This is a genomic window from Nocardiopsis sp. iso_40 (assembly GCF_056173285.1).
Genome location: NZ_CM149666.1, coordinates 4,079,318 through 4,100,562 on the forward strand (window position 1 = coordinate 4,079,318; position 21,245 = coordinate 4,100,562).

Annotated in this window: 18 protein-coding genes; 7 read left to right on the forward strand and 11 right to left on the reverse strand. The window is 71.3% G+C overall.

Features of this window, described 5'->3' with window-relative positions:
• Nucleotides 1–5: 5 nt before the first annotated feature.
• Nucleotides 6–3,569 (reverse strand): DNA polymerase III subunit alpha, encoded by a 3,564-nt coding sequence (dnaE, locus tag AC0VYD_RS17760; protein WP_475476631.1) that lies wholly within the window; start codon nucleotides 3,567–3,569, stop codon nucleotides 6–8.
• A 392-nt stretch (nucleotides 3,570–3,961) separates the two neighbouring features.
• On the opposite strand from dnaE, the gene AC0VYD_RS17765 reads away from it, so the two are divergent.
• Nucleotides 3,962–5,152 (forward strand): endonuclease/exonuclease/phosphatase family protein, encoded by a 1,191-nt coding sequence (locus tag AC0VYD_RS17765; RefSeq protein WP_475480294.1) that lies wholly within the window; start codon nucleotides 3,962–3,964, stop codon nucleotides 5,150–5,152.
• A 79-nt stretch (nucleotides 5,153–5,231) separates the two neighbouring features.
• Here AC0VYD_RS17765 and AC0VYD_RS17770 read toward each other — a convergent pair whose 3' ends face one another.
• The 3 genes from AC0VYD_RS17770 to AC0VYD_RS17780 all read right to left on the reverse strand — a co-directional run bounded on the left by AC0VYD_RS17770 (nucleotide 5,232) and on the right by AC0VYD_RS17780 (nucleotide 7,083).
• The gene (locus AC0VYD_RS17770; protein WP_475476632.1) at nucleotides 5,232–5,537 is read right to left on the reverse strand and encodes a chorismate mutase; all 306 of its coding nucleotides are present in this window, start codon (nucleotides 5,535–5,537) and stop codon (nucleotides 5,232–5,234) included.
• A 267-nt stretch (nucleotides 5,538–5,804) separates the two neighbouring features.
• Nucleotides 5,805–6,467 (reverse strand): PaaI family thioesterase, encoded by a 663-nt coding sequence (locus tag AC0VYD_RS17775; RefSeq protein WP_475476633.1) that lies wholly within the window; start codon nucleotides 6,465–6,467, stop codon nucleotides 5,805–5,807.
• Nucleotides 6,468–6,645: 178 nt separating this feature from the next.
• A complete protein-coding gene (locus tag AC0VYD_RS17780; protein ID WP_473038851.1) occupies nucleotides 6,646–7,083 on the reverse strand; it encodes a GNAT family N-acetyltransferase in 438 nt (145 codons plus the stop codon).
• A 100-nt stretch (nucleotides 7,084–7,183) separates the two neighbouring features.
• Here AC0VYD_RS17780 and AC0VYD_RS17785 point away from each other — a divergent pair, with 100 nt between their 5' ends.
• The 4 genes from AC0VYD_RS17785 (at nucleotide 7,184) to AC0VYD_RS17800 (ending at nucleotide 11,033) form a co-directional block, all read left to right on the forward strand.
• On the forward strand, nucleotides 7,184–8,041 hold the full coding sequence (locus AC0VYD_RS17785) for a helix-turn-helix domain-containing protein (RefSeq protein WP_475476634.1): 858 nt from the start codon (nucleotides 7,184–7,186) through the stop codon (nucleotides 8,039–8,041).
• Between the two features lie 88 nt (nucleotides 8,042–8,129).
• Nucleotides 8,130–8,885, forward strand: a complete 756-nt coding sequence (locus AC0VYD_RS17790; RefSeq protein WP_475476635.1) for an AzlC family ABC transporter permease — start codon at nucleotides 8,130–8,132, stop codon at nucleotides 8,883–8,885.
• On the forward strand, nucleotides 8,882–9,196 hold the full coding sequence (locus AC0VYD_RS17795) for an AzlD domain-containing protein (RefSeq protein ID WP_475476636.1): 315 nt from the start codon (nucleotides 8,882–8,884) through the stop codon (nucleotides 9,194–9,196). Before AC0VYD_RS17790 ends, AC0VYD_RS17795 begins: the two co-directional genes overlap by 4 nt.
• Before the next feature lie 151 nt (nucleotides 9,197–9,347).
• Nucleotides 9,348–11,033, forward strand: coding sequence for a thiamine pyrophosphate-dependent enzyme (locus tag AC0VYD_RS17800; RefSeq protein WP_475476637.1), 1,686 nt, complete (start codon nucleotides 9,348–9,350; stop codon nucleotides 11,031–11,033).
• Nucleotides 11,034–11,083: 50 nt separating this feature from the next.
• Here the strand turns inward: AC0VYD_RS17800 and AC0VYD_RS17805 are convergent, their stop codons facing one another.
• Nucleotides 11,084–12,004: a LysR family transcriptional regulator gene (locus AC0VYD_RS17805; protein WP_475476638.1), complete on the reverse strand. Its 921-nt coding sequence runs from the start codon at nucleotides 12,002–12,004 to the stop codon at nucleotides 11,084–11,086.
• Between the two features lie 73 nt (nucleotides 12,005–12,077).
• Between AC0VYD_RS17805 and AC0VYD_RS17810 the strand changes: the two genes are divergently transcribed.
• Nucleotides 12,078–13,088, forward strand: coding sequence for a DMT family transporter (locus AC0VYD_RS17810; RefSeq protein ID WP_475476639.1), 1,011 nt, complete (start codon nucleotides 12,078–12,080; stop codon nucleotides 13,086–13,088).
• Here AC0VYD_RS17810 and AC0VYD_RS17815 read toward each other — a convergent pair.
• The 5 genes from AC0VYD_RS17815 to AC0VYD_RS17835 form a co-directional block, all read right to left on the reverse strand.
• Nucleotides 13,085–14,011 carry an RluA family pseudouridine synthase gene (locus tag AC0VYD_RS17815; RefSeq protein WP_473038844.1) on the reverse strand — a complete coding sequence of 309 codons (927 nt, stop codon included), beginning with the start codon at nucleotides 14,009–14,011 and terminating at the stop codon, nucleotides 13,085–13,087. The genes AC0VYD_RS17810 and AC0VYD_RS17815 overlap by 4 nt on opposite strands.
• Nucleotides 14,008–14,583, reverse strand: coding sequence for a signal peptidase II (gene lspA / locus AC0VYD_RS17820; protein WP_475476640.1), 576 nt, complete (start codon nucleotides 14,581–14,583; stop codon nucleotides 14,008–14,010). Before lspA ends, AC0VYD_RS17815 begins: the two co-directional genes overlap by 4 nt.
• Before the next feature lie 29 nt (nucleotides 14,584–14,612).
• A complete protein-coding gene (locus tag AC0VYD_RS17825) occupies nucleotides 14,613–15,023 on the reverse strand; it encodes a TraR/DksA family transcriptional regulator (RefSeq protein WP_475476641.1) in 411 nt (136 codons plus the stop codon).
• A 177-nt stretch (nucleotides 15,024–15,200) separates the two neighbouring features.
• A complete protein-coding gene (locus tag AC0VYD_RS17830) occupies nucleotides 15,201–15,725 on the reverse strand; it encodes an N-acetyltransferase family protein (protein ID WP_475476642.1) in 525 nt (174 codons plus the stop codon).
• Nucleotides 15,726–15,809: 84 nt separating this feature from the next.
• Nucleotides 15,810–16,070, reverse strand: coding sequence for a hypothetical protein (locus AC0VYD_RS17835; protein ID WP_191272315.1), 261 nt, complete (start codon nucleotides 16,068–16,070; stop codon nucleotides 15,810–15,812).
• Nucleotides 16,071–16,440: 370 nt separating this feature from the next.
• On the opposite strand from AC0VYD_RS17835, the gene ileS reads away from it, so the two are divergent.
• The gene (gene ileS, locus AC0VYD_RS17840) at nucleotides 16,441–19,641 is read left to right on the forward strand and encodes an isoleucine--tRNA ligase (protein WP_475480295.1); all 3,201 of its coding nucleotides are present in this window, start codon (nucleotides 16,441–16,443) and stop codon (nucleotides 19,639–19,641) included.
• Between the two features lie 76 nt (nucleotides 19,642–19,717).
• Here ileS and AC0VYD_RS17845 read toward each other — a convergent pair whose 3' ends face one another.
• A complete protein-coding gene (locus tag AC0VYD_RS17845) occupies nucleotides 19,718–21,187 on the reverse strand; it encodes a hypothetical protein (protein WP_475476643.1) in 1,470 nt (489 codons plus the stop codon).
• Nucleotides 21,188–21,245: the final 58 nt, after the last annotated feature.

Consider the following 21,245-nt stretch of genomic DNA (forward strand, 5'->3'; position numbering starts at 1 on the left):
CGGGGTCAGTAGTCGACCGCGTACGCCCCCAACAGGCTCTTCATCTCACCGTTGAACTCCGGGGAGATCCGTACCGAGTAGCGGTCCACGGCGTAGATCCGGGAGCGCACCGGGTTGTCCACCCGGATACGCACGGGGGTTTCGCCCTTGTGGGTGTCCAGCACCTGTCGCAGGTCGTCGATGAACTCCGGGTTCAGGCGATCCTCCGCGACCGTCAGCAGCACCGGCGGCTCCCCCTCTGTGACGTGTGAGATGTCCAGGATCGACATCTCCGAGGCGAACATCGACCAGGTGCCGTCCCGGTCGTTGAGCCGCCCCTTGACCGTGACCGCCGTGTCCTCCAGCAGGGCTTCCACGTACAGCGGGTAGGTCTTGGGGAAGAACAGGACCTCCATGCTGGCGTCCAGGTCCTCGACCGTGGCGATCGCCCACTGGTTGCCCGCCTTGTTGGTGCGCTTGTCGACCTTGGAGATCAGCCCGGCGATCCGCACCTCACCGCGTTCACGGGCCATCTCACCAGCGACGATCTGCGCGATCGAGGTGTCCCTGGACCGGGCCAGGACCCGCTCGGCACCCGCGAGCGGGTGGCTGGACACGTACAGCCCCAGCATCTCCCGTTCGAAGGCCAGCTTGGTCTTGCGGTCCCACTCCTCCTCACCCCACTGGATGTTGAGGCCGATGGGGGTGGAGTCGCCGTCGTCGTCCCCGCCGCCGAACAGGTCGAACTGGCCGTGGGCCTCCTGTTTCTTGGAGCTGATCATGCCCTCGACCGCGGTCTCGTGGTGACGGTAGAGCTCGCGTCGGGGGTGGCCGAGCGAGTCGAACCCGCCCGCCTTGATCAGCGACTCGACCACGCGCTTGTTGCAGGCGGCGAGTTCGATCTTGGCGAGGAAATCGGTGAAGGAGGAGTACTTGCCCTTCTCCGTACGGGTCCTGACGATCGAGTTCACCACGTTGGCGCCCACGTTGCGCACCGCGCCCATCCCGAAACGGATGTCCCTGCCCACGGGGGTGAAGCGCAGACCCGACTCGTTGACGTCCGGCGGCAGCACCTTGATGCCCTGGGTCCGGCACTCGGCCAGGTAGACCGCCATCTTGTCCTTGTCGTCGCTGACCGAGGTCAGCAGCGCGGCCATGTACGCGGCCGGGTAGTTGGCCTTGAGGTAGGCGGTCCAGTAGGAGACCAGGGCGTACCCGGCGGCGTGCGACTTGTTGAACGCGTAGCCCGCGAACGGGAGCATGACGTCCCACAGGGCCTGGACGGCCTCCCGGGAGAAGCCGCGCTCCATCGCCCCCGGGAAGAACTTGGCCTCCTCCTCCTCCAGGGCCTCCTTCTTCTTCTTGCCCATGGCGCGCCGCATCAGGTCGGCGCCGCCCAGCGTGTACCCGGCCAACTGCTGGGCGATGGCCATGATCTGCTCCTGGTACACGAGCAGGTGGAAGGTCTCCCCCAGGATCGGTTCCAGAGCGTCCTTGAGCTCTGGGTGGATCGGAGTGATCTCCTGGCGGCCGTTCGAACGGTCGGCGTAGTCGTTGTGCGCGTTGGCCGCCATCGGACCGGGCCGGTACAGCGACAGGACGGCCGCGATGTCACCGAACTTCTTCGGCTCCATCCGCTTGAGCAGGTTGCGCATCGCGCCGCCGTCCAGCTGGAACACGCCCAGGGTGTCACCGCGGGAGAGGAGCTGGTAGGTCTTCCTGTCGTCCAGCGGAAGTTTGATGAGGTCGATGTCGACCCCCTCGGACTCCTTGATGCTCTTGACCGCGTCGTCCATGATCGTCAGGTTGCGCAGGCCCAGGAAGTCCATCTTGAGCAGACCCATGTCCTCGCACTGAGGGTAGGGAAAGCCGGTGATGATGGCGCCGTCGGTGTCTCGCTTGTGCAGCGGGATGACGTCGAGCAGGGGTTCCTTGGACAGGATGACACCGGCCGCGTGCACACCGGTGCCACGGGTCAGGCCCTCGATACCGCGGGCGGTCTCCATGACCTTGGAGACCTGGGGGTCGTTGTCGACCAGGTTGCGCAGCTCCGCGGTCTCCGTGTACCGCTCGTTCTCGGTGTTGAACACCGCGTCGAGCGGGATCTCCTTACCGCCGACCGCCGCGGGGAAGGCCTTGGTGATCTGGTCGCCCACCGAGTAGGGCATGCCCAGGATGCGGGTGGAGTCCTTCACGGCGGCCTTGGCCTTGATGGTGCCGAAGGTGAGGATCTGCGCCACCCGTTCCTCGCCGTACAGGCGGGTGACGTAGTCGATCATCTCGCCGCGCCTACGCTCGTCGAAGTCGAGGTCGACATCGGGCATGGTCACACGTTCGGGGTTGAGGAACCGTTCGAAGAGCAGACCGTGCTCCAGCGGGTCCAGGTCGGTGATGCCCAGGACGTAGGCGATCATCGAGCCCGCCGCCGAGCCCCGCCCCGGGCCCAGCGCGATGCCCGCCTTGCGCGCGTACTGGCAGATGTCGGAGACCACGAGGAAGTAGGCGGGAAAGCCCATCTCGTTGATGATGCCGAGCTCGAACTCCACCCTCCGGCGGACGTCGTCGCCCACACCGTTCGGATAACGCGTCGGAAGGAGCCGCTCGACCTCCTTGGCCAACCAGGAGGCCTGGGTCTCCCCCTCCGGGATGGGGAACTCCGGCATCAGGTCACGGTGGGCGAAGACGTTGTCGTAGGCGTTGGCGTCGATCCGCTCCGCGATGAGCAGGGTGTTCTTGCAGCCCTGGGCCCACTCGTCGAAGTTGAGCAGCCCGCGCATCTCGTCCGCGGTCTTGAGGTAGTAGCCCGAGCCGTTGAACCGGAACCGGGTGGGGTCGTCCAGGTTCTTGCCCACGCCCACAGCCAGCAGGGCGTCGTGCGCCGAGGCCTGGGACTCGTAGACGTAGTGGGAGTCGTTGGTGACCAGCGGCGGGATGTTCAGCTCACGGCCCACCCTGAGCAGGCCGTCGCGGACCTCCTTCTCGATGGGCACGCCGTGGTCCATCAGCTCCAGGAAGACGTTCTCCTTGCCGAAGATGTCCTGGAGCCCGGCGGCGTACTCGATCGCCTCCTTCTCCTGCCCCAGCCGCAGGCGGGTCTGCACACCGCCGGAGGGGCAGCCGGTGGAGACGATGATGCCCTCGTTGTACTGGGCCATCAGCTCCAGGTCCATCCGGGGCTTCATGTAGTAGCCCTCGACGGAGGCCAGGGAGGACATCCGGAACAGGTTGCGCAGCCCCTGCTCGTTCTGGGCGAGCATCGTCATGTGCAGGTAGCGGCCACCGCCCGAGATGTCCTTGCCGCCCTCTGCGGAGGCGTCGTCGGAGGTGTTGGAGCGGCCCCAGAAGACCCGCTTCTTGTGGAAGCGCGACTCGGGTGCGACATAGGCCTCGATACCGATGATGGGCTTGACGCCCGATCCCTTGGACTGCTGGTAGAACTCGTAGGCCCCGAACATGTTGCCGTGGTCGGTCATCGCCACGGCCGGCATCTCCAGCCGTGCGGCCTCCTTGAAGAGGGGCTTCAGCTTCGCCGCCCCGTCGAGCATCGAGTACTCGGTGTGGACGTGCAGATGTGCGAAGGAGTCGGCCATGACGCGGGTGCCCCCAGGCGGGTAGACGGACGGGTGTTGACTCCTGAGACTACGACTTTCCGGTGACTCTCGGGGACGCCTGTGGACAACCGGCCGACCCCCGCGACGGCGCTCCGGGGTCCGGTCGTGGCAGGGACGGCCCGGATCACGGCGCCGGACTCGCGGGAGAAAGGGCGGGTCGTGGCTGGGGAGCGGCACACCCCCGCGCCGCAACGGGTGTTCGGACGACCGGGGTACACCGTCCGGCCACACCCGCCTGTTAGCCTCCGGCCGGTCGGTGTGCCACGACCGCCCTGCCCACTCCTGCTGAGAGGATCGCCTCCGTGACCGCAGCGCCCCGCAGAGCCGCTTCCACCGCCACCCTCGTCCTGGCAGCGTCCGCCCTGGTAGCGATGCCTGCCTCCGGGGCCGTGTCCGCTTCGGTCCCCGGACCCCCGGGGGCGCACGAGGTGCGTTTCGCGACCTTCAACACCGCGCTGGAACGCCCGGAACAGGGCGCCCTGGCCGAGGAGCTCGCCACCCCCGACAGCGAGCAGGCCCGCAACGTCGCCGAGATCATCCAGCACGTGCGCCCCGACGTGCTGCTGGTCAACGAGTTCGATTACGACGAGGAGGGCGCGGGTCCCCGGCGGTTCCAGGACAACTACCTGTCCGTGGAACAGAACGGTGCGGAGCCGATCGAGTACCCGTACGTGTACACCGCGCCGGTCAACACGGGTGTGGCCTCGGGGGCGGACCTGGACGGCAACGGTGAGTCGGTGACCGAGCCGGGCGCTCCGGGGTACACCGGGGACGCCTTCGGTTACGGTCTCTTCCCCGGCCAGTACGGGATGGTCGTGTACTCGCGGTACCCGATCCTCACCGACCGGGTGCGCACCTTCCGGAACTTCCGCTGGGCGGACATGCCGGGCGCGATGCTGCCCACCGACCCCGGGACCGGTGAGCCGTACTACTCGGAGGAGGCCCTGGAGGTGCTGCGGCTGTCCTCCAAGAGCCACTGGGACCTGCCGATCGACACGGGTCGCGGCCGTCCGGTACACCTGCTGGCCAGCCACCCCACACCGCCGGCCTTCGACGGTCCCGAGAAGCGCAACGTGGCCCGCAACCACGACGAGATCCGCTTCTGGGCCGACTACGTGAGGCCGCGCGCGGGTTCGTACGTCTACGACGACGCGGGCGTCCAAGGAGGACTGGCACCGGGGTCGCGTTTCGTGATCGCGGGTGATCTGAACGCCGACCCGAACGACGGGGACGGGCACCCGGAGGCCGTGACCCAGTTGTTGGAGCACCGGGACGTCGTGGACGTGCGCCCCTCCAGCCAGGGCGGGCGCGGCGCCGCCGAGCGTCAGGGCGGCGCCAACGGGGGGCACGGGGGCGCTCCGGAACTGGACAGCGCCGACTTCGCCGACGAGCCCGGTCCGGGCAACCTGCGGGTGGACTACGTGCTGCCGTCGCGTTCGCTGCCCGCGCGGGGTTCGGGTGTGTTCTGGCCGACGGTGGACGACCCGCTGTTCCGGTTGACCGGGGACTACCCCTTCCCCAGCTCGGACCACCGCCTGGTCTGGGTGGACGTCGTCCGGTAGGCGCCACCCGCGGAGAACGTCGCGGACCGGCGCCGGGCCGGTCCGCGACGGCCGGGTCGCCGCGCCCGTGCCCCCCCGGTCAGGGCGTGGGCGCTTCCTCCTGTTGGGCGGCGTCGAGTCCGGCGCTGATCACCCGGTCCATGATGGCGGCGAGGCGGTCCGGTCCCAGGCGGGGCGCGTACTCGGCCATCCGCTGGACCAGTCGGCGTTCGCGTTCCATGTCCCGTCCGGCGAAGTAGCCGACCGGCTTGAGCCGCTGCACCTCGGCGGCGACCAGGGCGCGGCGTTCGAGGAGTCCGGCGAGTTCGGCGTCCAGTACGTCGATCCGGCCGCGCAGGTGGGCGATGTGTTCGTCGGTCCGCCGCGGGATGTGGCGTTCGTGCACGGTGGGTCCCTTCCTCGGTGCGTACGGGTGCGCGGTGCGGCCGTACGTCCCCGAGGTACGGGGGTGCGGGGCGTCGGCCGCCCGGAAAAGCGAAAGAGCACCGGGCGCTGCCCGAGTGCTCTGTTGCCGACGTTCCCCTGGTTCCGCCTACGTGGAAGCGGCCGACGGGCCCGTCGGCTTGCTAAACACGAAATAGCGGTGGGTCATGGGGAGGATGGTACTACAACGGCGGGGCCGCGCCGAGCGGGCGCGTCCCCGGGTACCGGGTCACTCGTCCGCCTCGACCCGGATCATCAGGGCCGTGGCCTCGGCGGTGACCTGGCCGTGGGCGCGGATCCGACCGGCGACGAAGACCTTGCGCCCCTCGACCCGCTCCACCCAGGAGGTGATCTCCAGCGGGGTGAACAGCGGGGTGGGACGGCGGTAGTTGATCTCCAGCTTCGCGGTCAGGCCGGGGCTGGTCTCGACGGAGGAGACGCTGCCGACGGCCTGGTCGAGCATGGCGGCGATCCAGCCGCCGTGCACGAGGCCGGGAGGGCCCTGGTAGACGGTGTTGAGGGTGACCTCGGCGCGCAGGCCCTCGTCCGTGCGGTCGAGGAAGAGCTGCGGGGCAGCGGGGTTGGTCTCGCCCTCGACGATGTTGGTGATGGTGCCGACCATGGTGGTGCCGTCGCCGAGTTCGCGGCGGACCATGGTGCCGATCTGACGGCGGGCGACGTTGAGGCGGTCGGTCAGGCCCTCGACGGTGGCGGCGGTCTCGGCGAGGGTGTCGGTGTCGACCTCGGTGTTGGCGACGGCGTCCACCAGGTCGTGGACCCGGGAGACCAACGTACGCAGTTCGGCGGGGAGCGAGTGGGCGTCGACGAGGGGGAGCCCGAAGGCTCGGGGGTCGTCGGGGCTCTCGGTGACCGGCTGCGTGTTGACCGTCATCTGTTCCTCGTCGGGTCGGTGTTCGTTATCGGCTGGCTGGGGCGTGCGGGGGGGGGCACGCCGGGGGACGCCACCGTCAAAACCGAATCCTACTCGGTAGTATTCCAGGAAGAGGAAGGGACCGGTGCGCTCCCCGTCACACCTGCGGGGACCGGGGCCGCCGCGGAGGCCGCCCGGGTCAGCCGAGTTTGTGCTCCATGTGCAGGTGGGGGATGCCCGCGTCCATGAACTCCGCACCGTGGGCGGTGTATCCCAGCCGCTCGTAGAAGCCGAGGGCGTGGGTCTGCGCGTGCAGCTCCACGCGGTCGAGCCCGGACTCGCGTGCCAGGTCCTCTGCCGCGCGGACCAGCGCGGCACCCGTACCCTTCCCCCTCCCCGAGGGCAGGACGGCCATCCGGCCCAGGAGCCCGGAACCGTCACCCTGGTCCACCAGGCGGACCGTGCCCACCGGCACCCCGTCCGCCAGGGCGAGGAGGAAGTCGGCGGTGACGTCCCGCTCGTCCCACTCCTCCTCGATGGGCACTTGCTGCTCGGCGACGAACACGGCTCCCCTGATCACGAAGACGGCCGCGCGGTCCCGCTCGTCCAGGACCCGGCGAATCTGTGGCTTGCTCATCCGCGCAGGATATCCGCGCGGGCCGACGGGTTCCGCACCCGGTCCCGGCCAGGTGCCCCTCTCCCCCACCGTCCCGCTCCGCCCGCCCTAACCTGGACGTATGGAACTGCCCAGCGAAGTCCACCCCACCGTCGAGGACCCGCGTGTGGAGCGGGCGCGGTACTGGCGCTTCTCCGGGCTGCCCGACACCGAACTGCTCACCGCCCGTTTCGTCACCACGTCCTTCACCAGGCACACGCACCCCACGTACACCATCGGCATGATCACCGGCGGTATCGAGGAGTACTCCCACGCGGGCGGGCGCTCACGGGTGGGGCCGGGCGGGCTGGCCGTGGTCGGGCCGGACGAGGTGCACACCGGGCACGCGGGGGTTCCCGAGGGGTGGGGGTACCGGGTCTTCTACCCCGCCCCCGAGGTGGTCGAGGGGATCGGCCGTGAGCTGGGGATGCGGGGCACCCCCGGGTTCACCGCCTCCGGAATCCACGCGCCCGAGGTCTCGCGGGTACTGGTGGGGGCGCACCTGGCCGCCGAGCGGGGAGAGCGCCTGACCGCGTCCTCCCTGGCCAGACAGGGCATCGCGATGCTGCTGCGGTCGCATGGGCGCGAGCGGGGCACGGAGGACGGCGCGCACACGGCACGGCCCGAGGTGGCCCGGGTCCGGGAACTGCTGGCCGAGCGCCTCGTGGACCCGCCGACCCTGGAGGAGCTGGCGGCGCGTGCGGGGATGGGCCCCTTCGCGCTGTCGCGTGCCTTCCGGGCCGCCTACGGACTGCCCCCGCACGCCTACCTGAACCAGATGCGCGTGAACCGGGCCAGGGCGCTCCTGCTCCAGGGGCGCCGGGCGGGCGAGGTGGCCGCGGAGGTCGGGTTCGCCGACCAGCCGCACCTGACCCGGCACTTCCGGCGCCATCTGGGCGTGCCGCCCGTCGCCTACCAGCGCGCCCTGCACCGGGCCTGAACCGGCCTGCCCCGGGCCCGGGGCAGCGGGCACCGCGGCGCAAGAACGTTCAAGACGGGTCACCCTTACCCGCCTAACGTGGGCGAACGTGAAGATCCTGTCGCAACTACGTTCCCCGGCCGTCCGGGACAGCCTGGGCATCGGCGTCGCCGTGGGCGCCGCCGGTCTGGCCTTCGGCACCGCGGCCGTGGCCGCCGGGCTGTCCCCCGCGCAGGCCCTGTTCCTCAGCCTGTTCATGTTCACCGGCGCCTCCCAGTTCGCCCTGGTCGGGGTGATCGCGGGGGGCGGAAGCCTCGTCGCCGGGGCACTGGGCGCCCTGCTCCTGGGCGCCCGCAACACCCTGTACGGGCTGCGGTTGGCCGATGTGCTGGGGTACCGGGGCGCGCGCCGTGCGCTGGCCGCGCACGGGGTGATCGACGAGACGACCGCGGTGACGCTGGTCCAGCCGGACCGGGAGTCCGCCCGTACCGCCTTCATGACGACCTACGCGGTCCTGGGCGGCTTCTGGGTGGCCACGACCCTGGTGGGTGCGCTGGCCACGGAGCGGGTGAGTGACATCGACGCGTTCGGACTGGACGCGGTGGGCCCGGCGATCTTCCTGGGACTGCTGTGGCCCCGACTGCGCGAGGGCGGCCCGCGCACCTGGCTGATCGCGGGTCTGGGCGCGGGGCTGGCACTGGCCGCCACCCCGTTCCTGCCGCCGGGGGTGCCGGTGCTGCTGGCCGCCTCCGCCGCGCTGCTGTCGTTCGTCGGGGACGGCGGTCGACCGCCCGGGCAGGGGCACACCTGCGAGCGGTCCGACGGCTCCCAGGAGTCCGACGCCTCCGAGGGGGCGCGGCCATGACGCTGTGGATCGCGCTGGTCGCCACCGCCGCCGGGTGCTACCTGCTCAAGTACGCGGGTCTTGCGGCCCCCCGCCGCCTGCTGGACGATCCGTGGCTGCGGAGGTTCGCCACGGCCGTCCCCCTGGCCCTGCTGGCCGCGCTGATCGCCGTGCAGGCGCTGGGCGACGGCCAGGCCCTGGTCTGGGACACCGCCCGTATGGCCGGGGTGGGGGCAGCCCTGCTCGCCCTGGTGCTGCGCGCCCCGTTCCTGGTGGTGGTCGTCGCGGCGGCCGGTACGGCCGCGGCCGTGCGCGCGCTGGGAGTCGGTTAGGTACGGGCTGGGCGGAGTTGTCCACAGGCGGTTCCGGCCGCTCTTGACCGGCCATGGGCCGCCTGCCAGAGTCAGCCGCATGTGTTCCGGGGCACACCCTGGCTCCGGGGCGCACCGAGTGGACCTTGCGACGATGGAAGGACCCGCCTCCATGGCCCCTGCCGCACAACGGCCCCAGCCCCCCACCGACACCGCCGCCCAAGCGGCGGTGGAGGTCCTGGCAGCCGCCGGGATCAGACGGTGCTACACCGTCCCCGGCGAGAGCTTCCTCGAACTCGCCGACGCCATCGACCAACACCCGGAGATGGCGCTGGTTTCCACCCGGCACGAGGGCGGCGCGGCCTTCATGGCCGAGGCCGAGGCCAAGCTCACCGGTGTCCCCGCCGTCGCCGCGGCCACCCGGGGCCCGGGCGCGGCCAACCTGGCGGTGGGTGTGCACACCGCCATGCAGGACTCCACACCCATGATCGTGTTCCTCGGCCAGGCCGAGACCGAGCGACTGGGACGTGAGGCCTTCCAGGAGGTGGACCTGACCGCCTTCTACGCACCGATCACCAAATGGTCCACCACCGTGCACCGGGCCGACCGGCTGGCGGAGACCACCGCGCGGGCGATCCGGATCGCCACCACGGGCCGGCCGGGCCCGGTGTCCATCGCGGTACCGGGCGACCTGTTCGGCCAGCGGGTCGACCGCCGACCGGCACCGCGCCCCCCTGCGGTGCCCCGGCCCCCGTTGGGCGAGGACGACCGCGACCGGCTGGCCGACTGGCTCGCCCGGGCGGTGCGCCCGGTGATCATCGCGGGCGGCGGGGCCCGGTCCGCACGCGAGGACCTGGTCCGGGTGGCCGAGCGGTACAGCGCGGGCGTGTACGCCGCCTGGCGCCGACAGGACGTGTTCCCCAACGACCACCCCCTCTATCTCGGGCACCTCGGGCTAGGGGCGCCGAACGCGGTGCTGGGTGCCCTGGCCGACGCGGACGCGGTCCTGGTGGTCGGGTGCCGGATGAGCGAGACCACCACCCAGGGGTACCGGCTGCCCGAGTCCGACGGGCGCACCCGGGTGGCGCAGATCGACATCGACCCCGGGCAGATCGGTGCCAGCCGGGACGTGTGGTTCGGGGCGGTCGCCGATGCCGGGAAGGCGTTGCGCGCGTTGTCCGAGGCTCCGGTCAGAGTGTCCTACCGGGACTGGAGCAGAGCCCGACGGGTGTGGGTGGAGAGCACCGCGGTCCCGCCCGGGACGGCCGAGCACCGGAGCGGCCGTATGCACCCGTGGGCGGTGGTCGCCGGTATGCGCGAGGCCCTGCCCGAGGACACCCTGATCACCAACGACGCGGGCAACTTCGCCTCCTTCCTACACCGGGGCTGGTGGTTCCGGCACCCGGACACCCAGTTGGCGCCGACCAGCGGGGCCATGGGCTACGCCGTCCCCGCGGCGGTGGCCGCGAAGATCGCCGCACCCGGGCGGACGGTCGTGGCGGTGGCGGGCGACGGCGGCGCGCTGATGACCGGGCAGGAACTGGAGACCGCGGTGCGCAACGGCGCGGCGATCACCGTCGTGGTGTTCCAGAACGGGCTCTACGGCACGATCGCCATGCACCAGGCCCGCGAACTGGGCAGGATCGCCGGAACCGAGATCAGCGGCCCCCTGGATCTGGCGGGCTACGCCCGGGCGTTGGGGGCGCGCGGAGCCACCGTGCACACTCGCGAGGAGCTGGTGAAGGCGTTGGCCGAGGCGGTGGCTTCGGACCTGCCGACCCTGGTGGACGTACGCACCGACCCGGAGGTGATCAGCCCGACCGCGACCATGTCGGACCTGTTGGGCGAGCAGGGGTGAGCCGGGTCCGGGGCGGGGCCGCGCGCCCCGTCCCGGACCCTCCGCCGGGGTCAGCCGGGTCCGGGCCCGTCCGTGTAGGTCCCCGCGGCTTCGCGCAGGGCGCGCACGACGGCACGGATCGCGGGTCTGCGGGAGGCCTCGCTGCGCCAGAACACGTAGACCTGGCGGACCAGCGCGGGTTGGACCGGGACCGCCCGCACCCCCTCCGGCAGGGGGCCGCGCCCCAGCCTGGGCATGACGGCCGCGCCGATCCCGGCGGCGACGAGGGCCAGCTTGGTCTGGTGTTCCTCGACGTTGTGCACGACGGTGGGCTCGGCGCCCCGGCCCCGGATGATGCCGTGCAGCCAGTCGTCACAGATCGACCCCTTGGTCCAACTGATCCAGGGGAGGTCGAGGATCTCGTCGAGTTCCAGGAGTTCGCGGTGGGCCAGGGGATGCTCCGCGGGCAGGGCGATGTCGCCCACGTCCTCCATGACCGAGGCCCTGGTCATCCCCGGGGGCAGGGTCAGCGGGGAACCCATCCAGTCCACGACCATGGCCAGGTCGGCGTCTCCGTTGACCATGGCGGGGATGCTCTCGTGGGGTTCCTCCTCCTGGAGTTCGACGCGCAGACCCGGGTGGGCCTCGCGTAGGGCGGGGAGCGCCGCGGGCAGGAGTCCGCGTACCGCCGTGGGGGTGGCGGACAGGCGGAGGTGACCGGTGACGTCGCCCCGATGGGCCTCCAGGTCGGCCTCCGCACGGTGGACCAGGGACAGGATCCGCGAGGTGTGTTCGACGAGGAGTTCGGCGGCGTCGGTGAGGCGTACGCCGCGCCCGTTGCGTTCGACCAGGGGTTGGCCCACCTCGCGTTCGAGCTTGGCGAGCTGCTGGGAGACGGCGGAGTTGGTGACGTGCAGGGCCTGGGAGGCGGCGCTGAGGGAGCCGTGGGCGGCGATGGCGTGCAGGACGCGGAGCCGGTCGACACTGAGCATGTAAGAAACTCTAATATCCACCTTAAGAAATACGAAGTAGACCTAAGGCATCGGGCAAGGATAGAAACATCCCATGTCCACTCTTCCCGTCGCCGCGGAGCCCTCCGCCCCAGCCCCGGTCCCGACCCGCGTCCCGTTCCCGGGCTGGCGCGCCAAGTTCGTACTCCTCGCGCTCATCTGGGGGATGAGTTTCGTCCTGATCAGGACCGGCGCCGAGGTCCTCGCCCCGGTCCAGCTCTCCCTGGGCCGCATGGCCACCGGTGCCCTGCCCCTGCTCGCGGTCCTGTTCCTGCGCGGCGGTCGCCTACCGTCCTCGCCCCGGTTGTGGGGGCACGTGTTCGTGGCCGCCCTGCTGCTGAACACCGTCCCCTTCACCCTGTTCGGGTACGCCGGACAGCTCATCCCGTCCGCGCTGATGGGGATCGTCAACGCCTCCACCCCGCTGTTCGGGGTGGTGTTCGCGATGCTGATCCTGTCCGACGAGCGCCCCGACCGCGGCCGCGTCCTCGGGCTCGGCATCGGCTTCCTCGGTGTCCTGACCGTCTTCGGGGTGTGGAACTCCCTGGCCGAGGTGAACGTGGCCGACGACGACGCCGTGCTGGGAATGCTGCTGGTGGTGGCCGCCACCGTCTGCTACGGGATCGGCACCCCCTACCTGCGCAGGTTCGTCGCGGGCAGCCCGCACACCGCGCTGGAGCTGAGCGCCCTGCAGATGCTGCTCGGCACCCTCCCCCTGCTCGTGATCGCTCCGCTGACCACCGACCTGCCCACCGAGCTGACCTGGCGGGCGGCCCTGGCGGTGACCGCGCTGGGGGTGTTCGGCACCGGGTTCGCCTACATCCTGAACTACGCGGTCGTCCGCGCGGCCGGGGCGACCGTGGCCACCACCGTCACCTACGTGGTCCCGGTGGTGGCGGTCGCCGCGGGGGTCCTCCTGCTCGGCGAGACCCTGAGCTGGAACCAGCCGCTGGGCGCGGCCGTCATCATCCTGGGCGCGGCCCTGTGCCAGGGGGTCCTACGCGTCCGCCGCCCGGCCCCGGTCGGGGGCGGACGGCGGAAGGATCGTGCCCGGGAGGGGGTCTAGTCCTCGCGGAGCTTGTCCACGGCGGCTTCCAGGTCCTCGGGGTAGGGGCTGGAGAACTCCACCGGGCGGTGCTCGGTGGGGTGGTCGAAGCCCAGGCGTACCGCGTGCAGCCACTGGCGGCGCACGCCCAGCCGTTCGGCGAGGGTGGGATCGGCGCCGTAGAGGTGGTCACCCACACAGGGGTGGCGCAGCGCGGCCATGTGCACCCGGATCTGGTGGGTCCGCCCCGTCTCCAGCTTGATCTCCAACAGGCTGGCGGCCCGGAAGGCCTCCTGGGTGTCGTAGTGCGTCACCGAGGGGCGGCCGCCCGCGACCACGGCCCAGCGTCCGTCCCCCGCGGGATGGCGGTCGATGGGGGCGTCGACGGTGCCCCGGAGCGGGTCCGGGTGGCCCTGGACCAGCGTGTGGTAGCGCTTGTCGACGGTGCGCTCCTTGAACGCCCGCTTGAGCACGCTGTAGGCGGTCTCGCTCTTGGCGACCACCATCAGGCCGGTGGTGTTGGCGTCCAGGCGGTGCACGATGCCCTGGCGTTCGGCGGCACCGCTGGTGGCCAACTGCACGCCGGAGGCCAGCAGACCCTCCAGCACGCTGGGCCCGGTCCAGCCGACCGTGGGGTGCGCGACCACGCCGACCGGCTTGTCCACCACGATGATGTCGGTGTCCTCGTGCACGATCCGCATGCCGGGAACGGCCTCGGCGCGAGGCACCGGGGCCGTGGGCGGCGGCGGGAGGGTGACCTCCAGCCAGGCCCCGGCCTGTACGCGGTCGGACTTGCCCGCCTCGGCGCCGTCGAGCAGGACGCCGCCGTCCCCGATCAGCTCCGCGGCCCGGGTCCGGGAGAGCCCGAACATCCGCGCGATCGCGGCGTCGAGCCGGTCGCCCTCCAGGCCGTCGGGGACGGGGAGGCTCCTTGTGTCACTCATGCGCCCTGTCCCTGTTCGTCGTTGCCACCGGTGTCGGCGTCCTTCTTCCGGGCGGGCGCCTCGTCCGCGACCATCGTCCCGTCCAGGTTGAGGCCCCTGAAGGTCAGCAGCACCACCAGGCAGGCTCCGACCACCACGCAGGAGTCGGCGATGTTGAAGACCGGGAAGTCTCCGACGCTGATGAAGTCGACGACCGCTCCGGTGCCGGGCGTCTCGCCGCGGAAGTAGCGGTCGACGAGGTTGCCCGCGGCCCCGCCCATCATCAGCCCGAGCGTGACGCCCCACCACAGGCTGCGCACACGCCAGCCGAGGTAGGCGATCACGAGGACCACGAGAGTGGCGATCGCGGTGAACACCCAGGTGTAACCGGTGCCGAGCGAGAACGCCGCCCCGGTGTTGTACACCAGTGTGAACTGGACGAAATCGCCGATGATGTCGAGGCGCTCGCCCTGGGAGAAGGAGGCCAGCACCCACTCCTTGGTGAGGAGGTCGGCGACGATCGCGGTGAGCGCGACCAGCAGCAGGATCAGGTACCTGCGCGGCCGGGCTGCGGTGTTGTCGGTCGTGGTCATGTTGCTGTCCCCGGAGGGCTCTACCTCAGTCAGCGACGCTCCTCGCGCTGTTTGCAGGTGACGCACAGGGTGGCGCGCGGAAAGGCCTGCAGCCGTGCCTTTCCGATGGCCTGACCGCACGAGTCACAGACCCCGTAGGTCCCCGCGTCCATCTGTTCGATCGCCCGCTCGCTCTTGGCGAGCAGGTCACGAGTATTGTAGGCCAACGCCAGATCGTGTTCGCGTTGGAAGGTCTTCGCACCGACGTCCGCGGGGTCGTCCCCCGCACCTTCGACCGGGTCGGTGAGCCGGTCCGCGAGTTCGTCCTCGATCTCGCGGAGCTCCTCCCGCTGCGCCGCGATCTCGCTCTGCAACTGGTTCCGGACCTGCGCAAGCTCCTCCGGTGTCCAGGGCTCCTCCCCCGGCCGGACCGGCAGCGCCGCCGCCTCGGTGGCCTTCATCGCACTCCCCCTCCACGCGTCCCACAGTCTCCCCGCGTCCATTCTGATCTGCGGGATCTCCCCCTCGGCAAGGCCGTGGGTAGTGCCGCGAAGCCTAGGCAATCCACCGCCCCGAGGCAATGATCCCGGCGGTGCGTCCGCCGAGGCGACGGGGGCGCCCCGGCGGCGCGGGAGCCCTCACAGGGAGCGCCGGTACAGGGCCGTGGGCACCACGAGGGTTCCGCGCAGGATCTTCTCGTCGGCGACGGTGCCGGTGTCCCACCAGCCCTGGCGCTCGTAGAAGCGCCGGGCACGGGCGTTGGCGACCAGGACCCGCAACACGGCCTGGTCGGCCGTTCCCTGGGCCATCACCTCGTGCAGGGCACGGGCCAGCCTCCGGTTGGTCCCCGACCCCCACACCTCGGGGACGGAGTAGAAGGTCTCCAGGTCCACCACCGAGCGGGCCCCGTCCTCGGGGTCGGGGCCCGGCACGAAACCGGCGAAGGCCACCACGTCGCGGCCCTCCTCCGCGACCAGCACCCCGGCCCCGGGGGCGGTGAAGTCGCCGGTGAGCCGTCTCGACCAGACCCCGGCCAGGCGCTCGGGGTCCAGGTTCTCCAGCGCGTAGTCGGGGATCATCCCGCGGTAGGCGGCCTGCCAGGAACGGACGTGCACCCCGGCGATGGCCGGGGCGTCGTCGGGGTGTGCCTCACGGATCGTCATGAAGACCCATCCTGACCGTCGGGACCGCCCGGTGCCAGGGCCGCACGGCTCCGGGCGGCCGCGCCCGCACGCACGGGCACGCGGTCACTCGGCGACGGCGAAGCCGCCGTAGTCCTCGGCGAGCAGCAGCAGGTGGGGCTCGTCGAAGACCGCCGGGCCCCCGTGCGGCCCCGTCAGCACCTCGATCACCCAGTCCACGTCCTCGGCGTCGTCCTCACCCGCGAGCATGTCCCGGTGCACCCGGCAGGGCTCGTACCCCTGCTCCAGGAGCTGCTCGGCCAGCTCCTCCGCGTCCTCGCGTTCGGGCAGGGTCACCAGGACCGCGCCCCGCGTGTGCTCCGCCACGGCCGCTCCCTCAACTGATCCGCGGCGCACCTGGCCGCACTGCGTTATCCTGACGGTGTGTCGATGGGGACGAGTAACGCTGGCCCCGACCGGACGGACACAGCCTAGAGGCGGCTGTGCCGACCAAGCGACCCGGGGACGGTGTGAGCCCGGGGGCAACGACCAGCGCGAAGATCACCCCGGAGCAGCCGGAGGAACAGGTGCCCGCGTGCGTCACGGCGCACCCCAGTAGAACCGGCACGGACCCAACGAAGTGGGATCCGCAGCCGATCCGCCCAGCGGATCCGGTCGCGGCTCCAAGGAGGGTGGTACCGCGGGGCTCCGCCTCGTCCCTCCGTCAGGAACACCCCTGATGGAGAAAGGTACGACGGTGACCGACGACCCCCGGCCCGAATCCCGCGCGCTGCCCCAACTGCCCGCCCAGATCGACCTGCCCGCGACGGAGCGCGAGATCCTCGGCCGCTGGTCGAAGGAGAACGTCTTCCAGCGGTCGCTCGACCAGACCCGCGGCAACGAGAACTGGGTCTTCTACGAGGGCCCGCCCACCGCGAACGGTCAGCCCGGTGTGCACCACGTCGAGGCCCGCGCCTTCAAGGACGTCTTCCCGCGTTTTCGCACCATGCGCGGCTACCACGTCGACCGCAAGGCCGGCTGGGACTGCCACGGCCTGCCCGTCGAGGTCGCCGTGGAGAAGGAACTGGGCCTGAGCGGCAAGAAGGACATCGAGGCCTTCGGCATCGCCGAGTTCAACGACCGCTGCCGCGAGTCCGTCCTGCGCAACGTGGACGCGTTCACCGCCATGACCGAGCGCATGGGTTACTGGGTGAACATGGACGACGCCTACCGCACCATGGACCCGCAGTACGTGGAGTCCGTCTGGTGGGCGCTCAAGCAGATCTGGGACAAGGGCCTGCTCGTCCGCGACTACCGGATCAGCCCCTACTGCCCGCGCTGCGGCACCACGCTCTCCGACCACGAGCTGGCCCAGGGCTACGAGACCGTCACCGATCCGTCGGTGTACGTGCGCTTCCCGGTGACCTCGGGCCCGCTGGCCTCCCCCGAGCACCCCACCTCGATGCTGGTGTGGACCACGACCCCGTGGACGCTGGTGTCCAACACGGCCGTGGCCGTGCACCCGGACGTGGAGTACGTGGTGGCGACGGACGGCAACGAGCGGCTGCTGGTCGCCCGTCCGCTGTTCGAGAAGGTCCTCGGCGAGGGCTGGGAGCTCACCGGTGAGAGCTACGAGGGCGACGAGATGGAGCGCTGGACCTACCAGCGCCCCTTCGACCTGGTGCCCTTCGACGAGCCCGCGCACTACGTGGTGCTCGCGGACTACGTGACGGTCGAGGACGGTACCGGTCTGGTCCACCAGTCCCCCGCCTTCGGTGCCGACGACATGACGGTCTGCCGCTCCTACGGCCTGCCCGTGGTCAACCCGGTCCGCCCCGACGGCACCTTCGAGGCCGAGCTCCCGCTGGTGGGCGGGGCGTTCTTCAAGGAGGCCGACAAGACGCTGGTCCGCGATCTCAGGGACCGCGGCCTGCTCTTCCGCCACCTGGACTACGAGCACTCCTACCCGCACTGCTGGCGCTGCCACACCGCGCTGCTCTACTACGCGGTGCCCTCCTGGTACATCCGCACCACCGCGATCAAGGACGAGCTGCTCGCGCAGAACGACGTCACCAACTGGGTGCCGGAGAACGTCAAGGAGGGCCGCTTCGGCGAGTGGCTGCGCGGCAACGTCGACTGGGCGCTGTCCCGCAACCGCTACTGGGGCACCCCGCTGCCGATCTGGGAGTTCCCCGACGGCCGCCAGATCTGCGTGGGCTCGCTGGAGGAGCTGAGCGAGCTCAGCGGCCGGGACCTGTCCAACCTGGACCCGCACCGCCCCTACGTCGACGACGTCGTCATCCCCGACCCCGACGCCGATCCCTCGCTTCCCGAGGAGGAGCGGGTCGCCCGCCGCGTGCCCGAGGTCATCGACGCCTGGTTCGACTCCGGTTCCATGCCGTTCGCCCAGTGGGGCGCCCCGCACCGGGACGAGGAGACCTTCGAGGCCAACTTCCCCGCGCAGTACATCTCCGAGGCGATCGACCAGACCCGCGGCTGGTTCTACTCGCTGCTCGCGGTGAGCACCCTGGTGTTCGGCCGCAACTCGTTCGAGAACGTGGTGGTGCTCGGCCACATCCTCGCCGAGGACGGCCGCAAGATGAGCAAGCACCTGGGCAACGTCATGGAGCCCATCCCGGTGATGGACCAGCACGGCGCGGACGCCCTGCGCTGGTTCATGCTGGCCAGCGGCTCGCCGTGGACGGCCCGCCGGGTCGGCCACTCCGCCCTGGAGGAGATCGTCCGCAAGGTGCTGCTGACCTACTACAGCACCACGTCGTTCTTCACCCTGTACGCCAACGCCGGGAACGGCTGGAACCACTCGAAGCTGGCCGACGCCCCCGCCCCGCAGGACCGCCCGCTACTGGACCGGTGGCTGCTGTCCGAGCTCAACGAGGTCGTCCGCGACGTCACCGAGGCCATGGACGCCTTCGACACGACCGGGGCCGGGCGCCGTCTGACCGCGTTCGTGGACGACGTGTCCAACTGGTACGTGCGCCGCTCCAGGCGCCGGTTCTGGGGCGGTGCCGACACCCCGGAGGGCGCTGCGGCCTTCGCGACGCTGTTCGAGGCCCTGGAGACCGTCACCCTGCTGATGGCCCCCATCGTGCCGTTCCTGACCGAGCACGTGTGGTCGGCGCTGCGCCGCCCGCAGGGCGCGGACTCGGTGCACCTGGCGTCCTGGCCGCAGGTCCACGAGGAACTGATCGACCCCGACCTGTCGAAGAACATGGCGCTGACCCGTCGTCTGGTGGAGCTGGGCCGGTCCGCCCGCGTGGACTCGGCCATGCGTACCCGGCAGCCGCTGGCCCGCGCCCTGGTGGGCGCCCCGGGCTTCACCGAACTGCCGGAGCAGCTGCGCGCCCAGGTGGCCGACGAGCTCAACGTGGCCCGGCTGGACGCGCTGTCCACCGTCGGCGGCGACCTCGTGGACTACGTGGTCAAGCCGAACTTCCGTGCTCTGGGCAAGCGGTTCGCCAAGCGCACGCCGCTGGTGGCCAAGGCTATCCAGGCCGCCGACCCGGCTGTCCTGGTCGAGCAGGTGCGCGGGACCGGCTGGGCCCAGGTGCGGGTCGAGGACGAGCCGGTCGAGGTGAGCGCCGACGAGGTCCTGGTGACCGAGCAGCCCCGTGAGGGTTGGGCGGTGGCCTCCGAGTCCGGGGAGACGGTGGCCCTGGACCTGGAGCTGACCCCGGAGCTGCGCCGGGCCGGTCTGGCCCGCGAGATGGTCCGGATGCTCCAGGAGGCCCGTAAGAACAGCGGACTGGACGTGTCCGACCGGATCCGCGTGTGGTGGGCCGCCGAGGACGAGGTCGTCAGGCAGACCCTGTCCGAGCACGGTCGGATGATCGCCGGTGAGGTCCTGGCCGACACCTTCGTGGCCGGAGCGGGCGAGGACGCCCCGCACTCCGCGGAGTCGGAGGAGTTCGGGGTGGCCTTCACCTTCCGCCGCGCCTGAGAGGGCGTGCACGCCTGAGAGGCGACGAAGGGCCCCGCTCGGCCGAGCGGGGCCCTTCGGGGCTGTCCGGGGGAGGTCAGCCGGTGTAGGAGGAGTCCGGCTGCTTCCTGGGGTCCTCGCCGACCTCGTCGGTCGGCTCCTCGCCGGTGGCGCCGACGCGCTCTTCGGTTCCGTCCTCGGTCCGGTCGGGCCGAGACCGCTCCGGGGCCGTGTCCTCCTCGGTCCCCCCGGAGCCGGGGTCCGGGGTGTCCGTGTCCGGGGTGTCCGTGTCCGGGGTGGTGGCGCCCTCGTTGTCGAGGATGGCGGCGTAGGCCAGGACCGAGTCACCGTCCCCGGCCACCGCCACGTCGTCGGCGGGGGCCTCGTCGGCGGTCCGGTCCTCCTCAGGGGTCCCCTCGGGTTCCTCGGCGGCCTCGTCGGCCCCCTTCTTCGCGCCCTGCGGCCCCTGGTCCGCGTTCTCGGAGGCGCGGACCAGGCCATCGGTGGCGGTGTCCGCCGATGCCGCGGTACCGGTCCCAGCCCTCTCCCCGTCCCCGGCGGGCCGCTCCTCGTCGCCGGGGGCCTGCGCGGGGGTCTCCCGGGGTGCGTCGGCGGCCCCGTCCAGCTCGGGCTCGGCTTCGGGTTCGGGCCGCTCAACGCTCTGCAGCGGTTCGGTGTCCGTCACCGGCTCGGAGTACTCGTGGGGTGTCTCGGCCCCGGGTGCGGCCTCTTCGGGGACCGTGTCCCGGGAAGCGGTTGTCTGCTGCCCGGCGGGCGCTTCGATGTCCCGGGCCGTGTCCTCGGTGACGGGAGGTCCGTCCCCGCCAGGGGTCGGCCCGTGGTCCCGGTCGGCCTCGCCGGTGACGGCCGCGGGGATGCGGTAGGCGAACGCCCTGCCCGGGGCGTCGGACTCGGAGGCGGTCCCGGTCTCTTCGGCGCCGGGTGCGGCGGGCTCTTCCCCGGGGTCCTCGTCCGGGTCCTCCTCCGCGGAGGTCCCTCCGGGCGCGGGAGCCTCCTCGCCAGGGGTGTGCTCGGCGGTGGTCACGCCGTGCCCGGGTTCGTTCTCCACCGTCTCCGGCCCCGCGTCGGCCGGGCTGTCGGCTCCGACCGGCGCCTCGTCCCGGAGGGCCGGTTCCGGCCAGCTTCCGACAGTGGGGGTCTGCCAGCGGGGGATCTCGAACTCCGCTTCCTCTTCGGTCTCGTCGGCGGCCGTCCGGTTCCGGTCGCTGACGGGCTGCTCCGAAACGGCGGATTCCCGCACCGGCTGGCCAGCCGGTGCGGGTGCGCGCCGAGACTCCTCCGGTTCCCACGGTCGGGCCGGGGCCGTGTCGGCCGCTGTGGCGGCCTCCACGGGGACGGACGCCTTCCCCAAACCGTCCGTCCGTTCCGTGTCCGTTCTCGTCCCGCCGAACCGCCCCTGGATGATCGCGCCCAACAGTAGGAGCACGCTCAGCCCGCCGAGTCCCAGGGCGATGTACACCAGGGTGGTCTCGGCGAGGACCAGGGCAGCTGCGATGACGGCGATGGCCGCCAACACCGCCACGGTGGCGAGGAGGCTAAGGATCACGGGTCGACCAGGGCCTTTACACGTGTGGAGCCGGAGTCTTCAGTTGTTCGGAGCCGCA

Coding starts and splice junctions, on each gene's coding strand:
- dnaE (WP_475476631.1), bottom strand. CDS start 3,569: ATGGCCGACTCCTTCGCACATCTGCACGTCCACACCGAGTACTCGATG.
- AC0VYD_RS17765 (WP_475480294.1), top strand. CDS start 3,962: ATGCCTGCCTCCGGGGCCGTGTCCGCTTCGGTCCCCGGACCCCCGGGG.
- AC0VYD_RS17775 (WP_475476633.1), bottom strand. CDS start 6,467: ATGACGGTCAACACGCAGCCGGTCACCGAGAGCCCCGACGACCCCCGA.
- AC0VYD_RS17780 (WP_473038851.1), bottom strand. CDS start 7,083: ATGAGCAAGCCACAGATTCGCCGGGTCCTGGACGAGCGGGACCGCGCG.
- AC0VYD_RS17785 (WP_475476634.1), top strand. CDS start 7,184: ATGGAACTGCCCAGCGAAGTCCACCCCACCGTCGAGGACCCGCGTGTG.
- AC0VYD_RS17795 (WP_475476636.1), top strand. CDS start 8,882: ATGACGCTGTGGATCGCGCTGGTCGCCACCGCCGCCGGGTGCTACCTG.
- AC0VYD_RS17800 (WP_475476637.1), top strand. CDS start 9,348: ATGGCCCCTGCCGCACAACGGCCCCAGCCCCCCACCGACACCGCCGCC.
- AC0VYD_RS17805 (WP_475476638.1), bottom strand. CDS start 12,004: ATGCTCAGTGTCGACCGGCTCCGCGTCCTGCACGCCATCGCCGCCCAC.
- AC0VYD_RS17810 (WP_475476639.1), top strand. CDS start 12,078: ATGTCCACTCTTCCCGTCGCCGCGGAGCCCTCCGCCCCAGCCCCGGTC.
- AC0VYD_RS17815 (WP_473038844.1), bottom strand. CDS start 14,011: ATGAGTGACACAAGGAGCCTCCCCGTCCCCGACGGCCTGGAGGGCGAC.
- lspA (WP_475476640.1), bottom strand. CDS start 14,583: ATGACCACGACCGACAACACCGCAGCCCGGCCGCGCAGGTACCTGATC.
- AC0VYD_RS17825 (WP_475476641.1), bottom strand. CDS start 15,023: ATGAAGGCCACCGAGGCGGCGGCGCTGCCGGTCCGGCCGGGGGAGGAG.
- AC0VYD_RS17830 (WP_475476642.1), bottom strand. CDS start 15,725: ATGACGATCCGTGAGGCACACCCCGACGACGCCCCGGCCATCGCCGGG.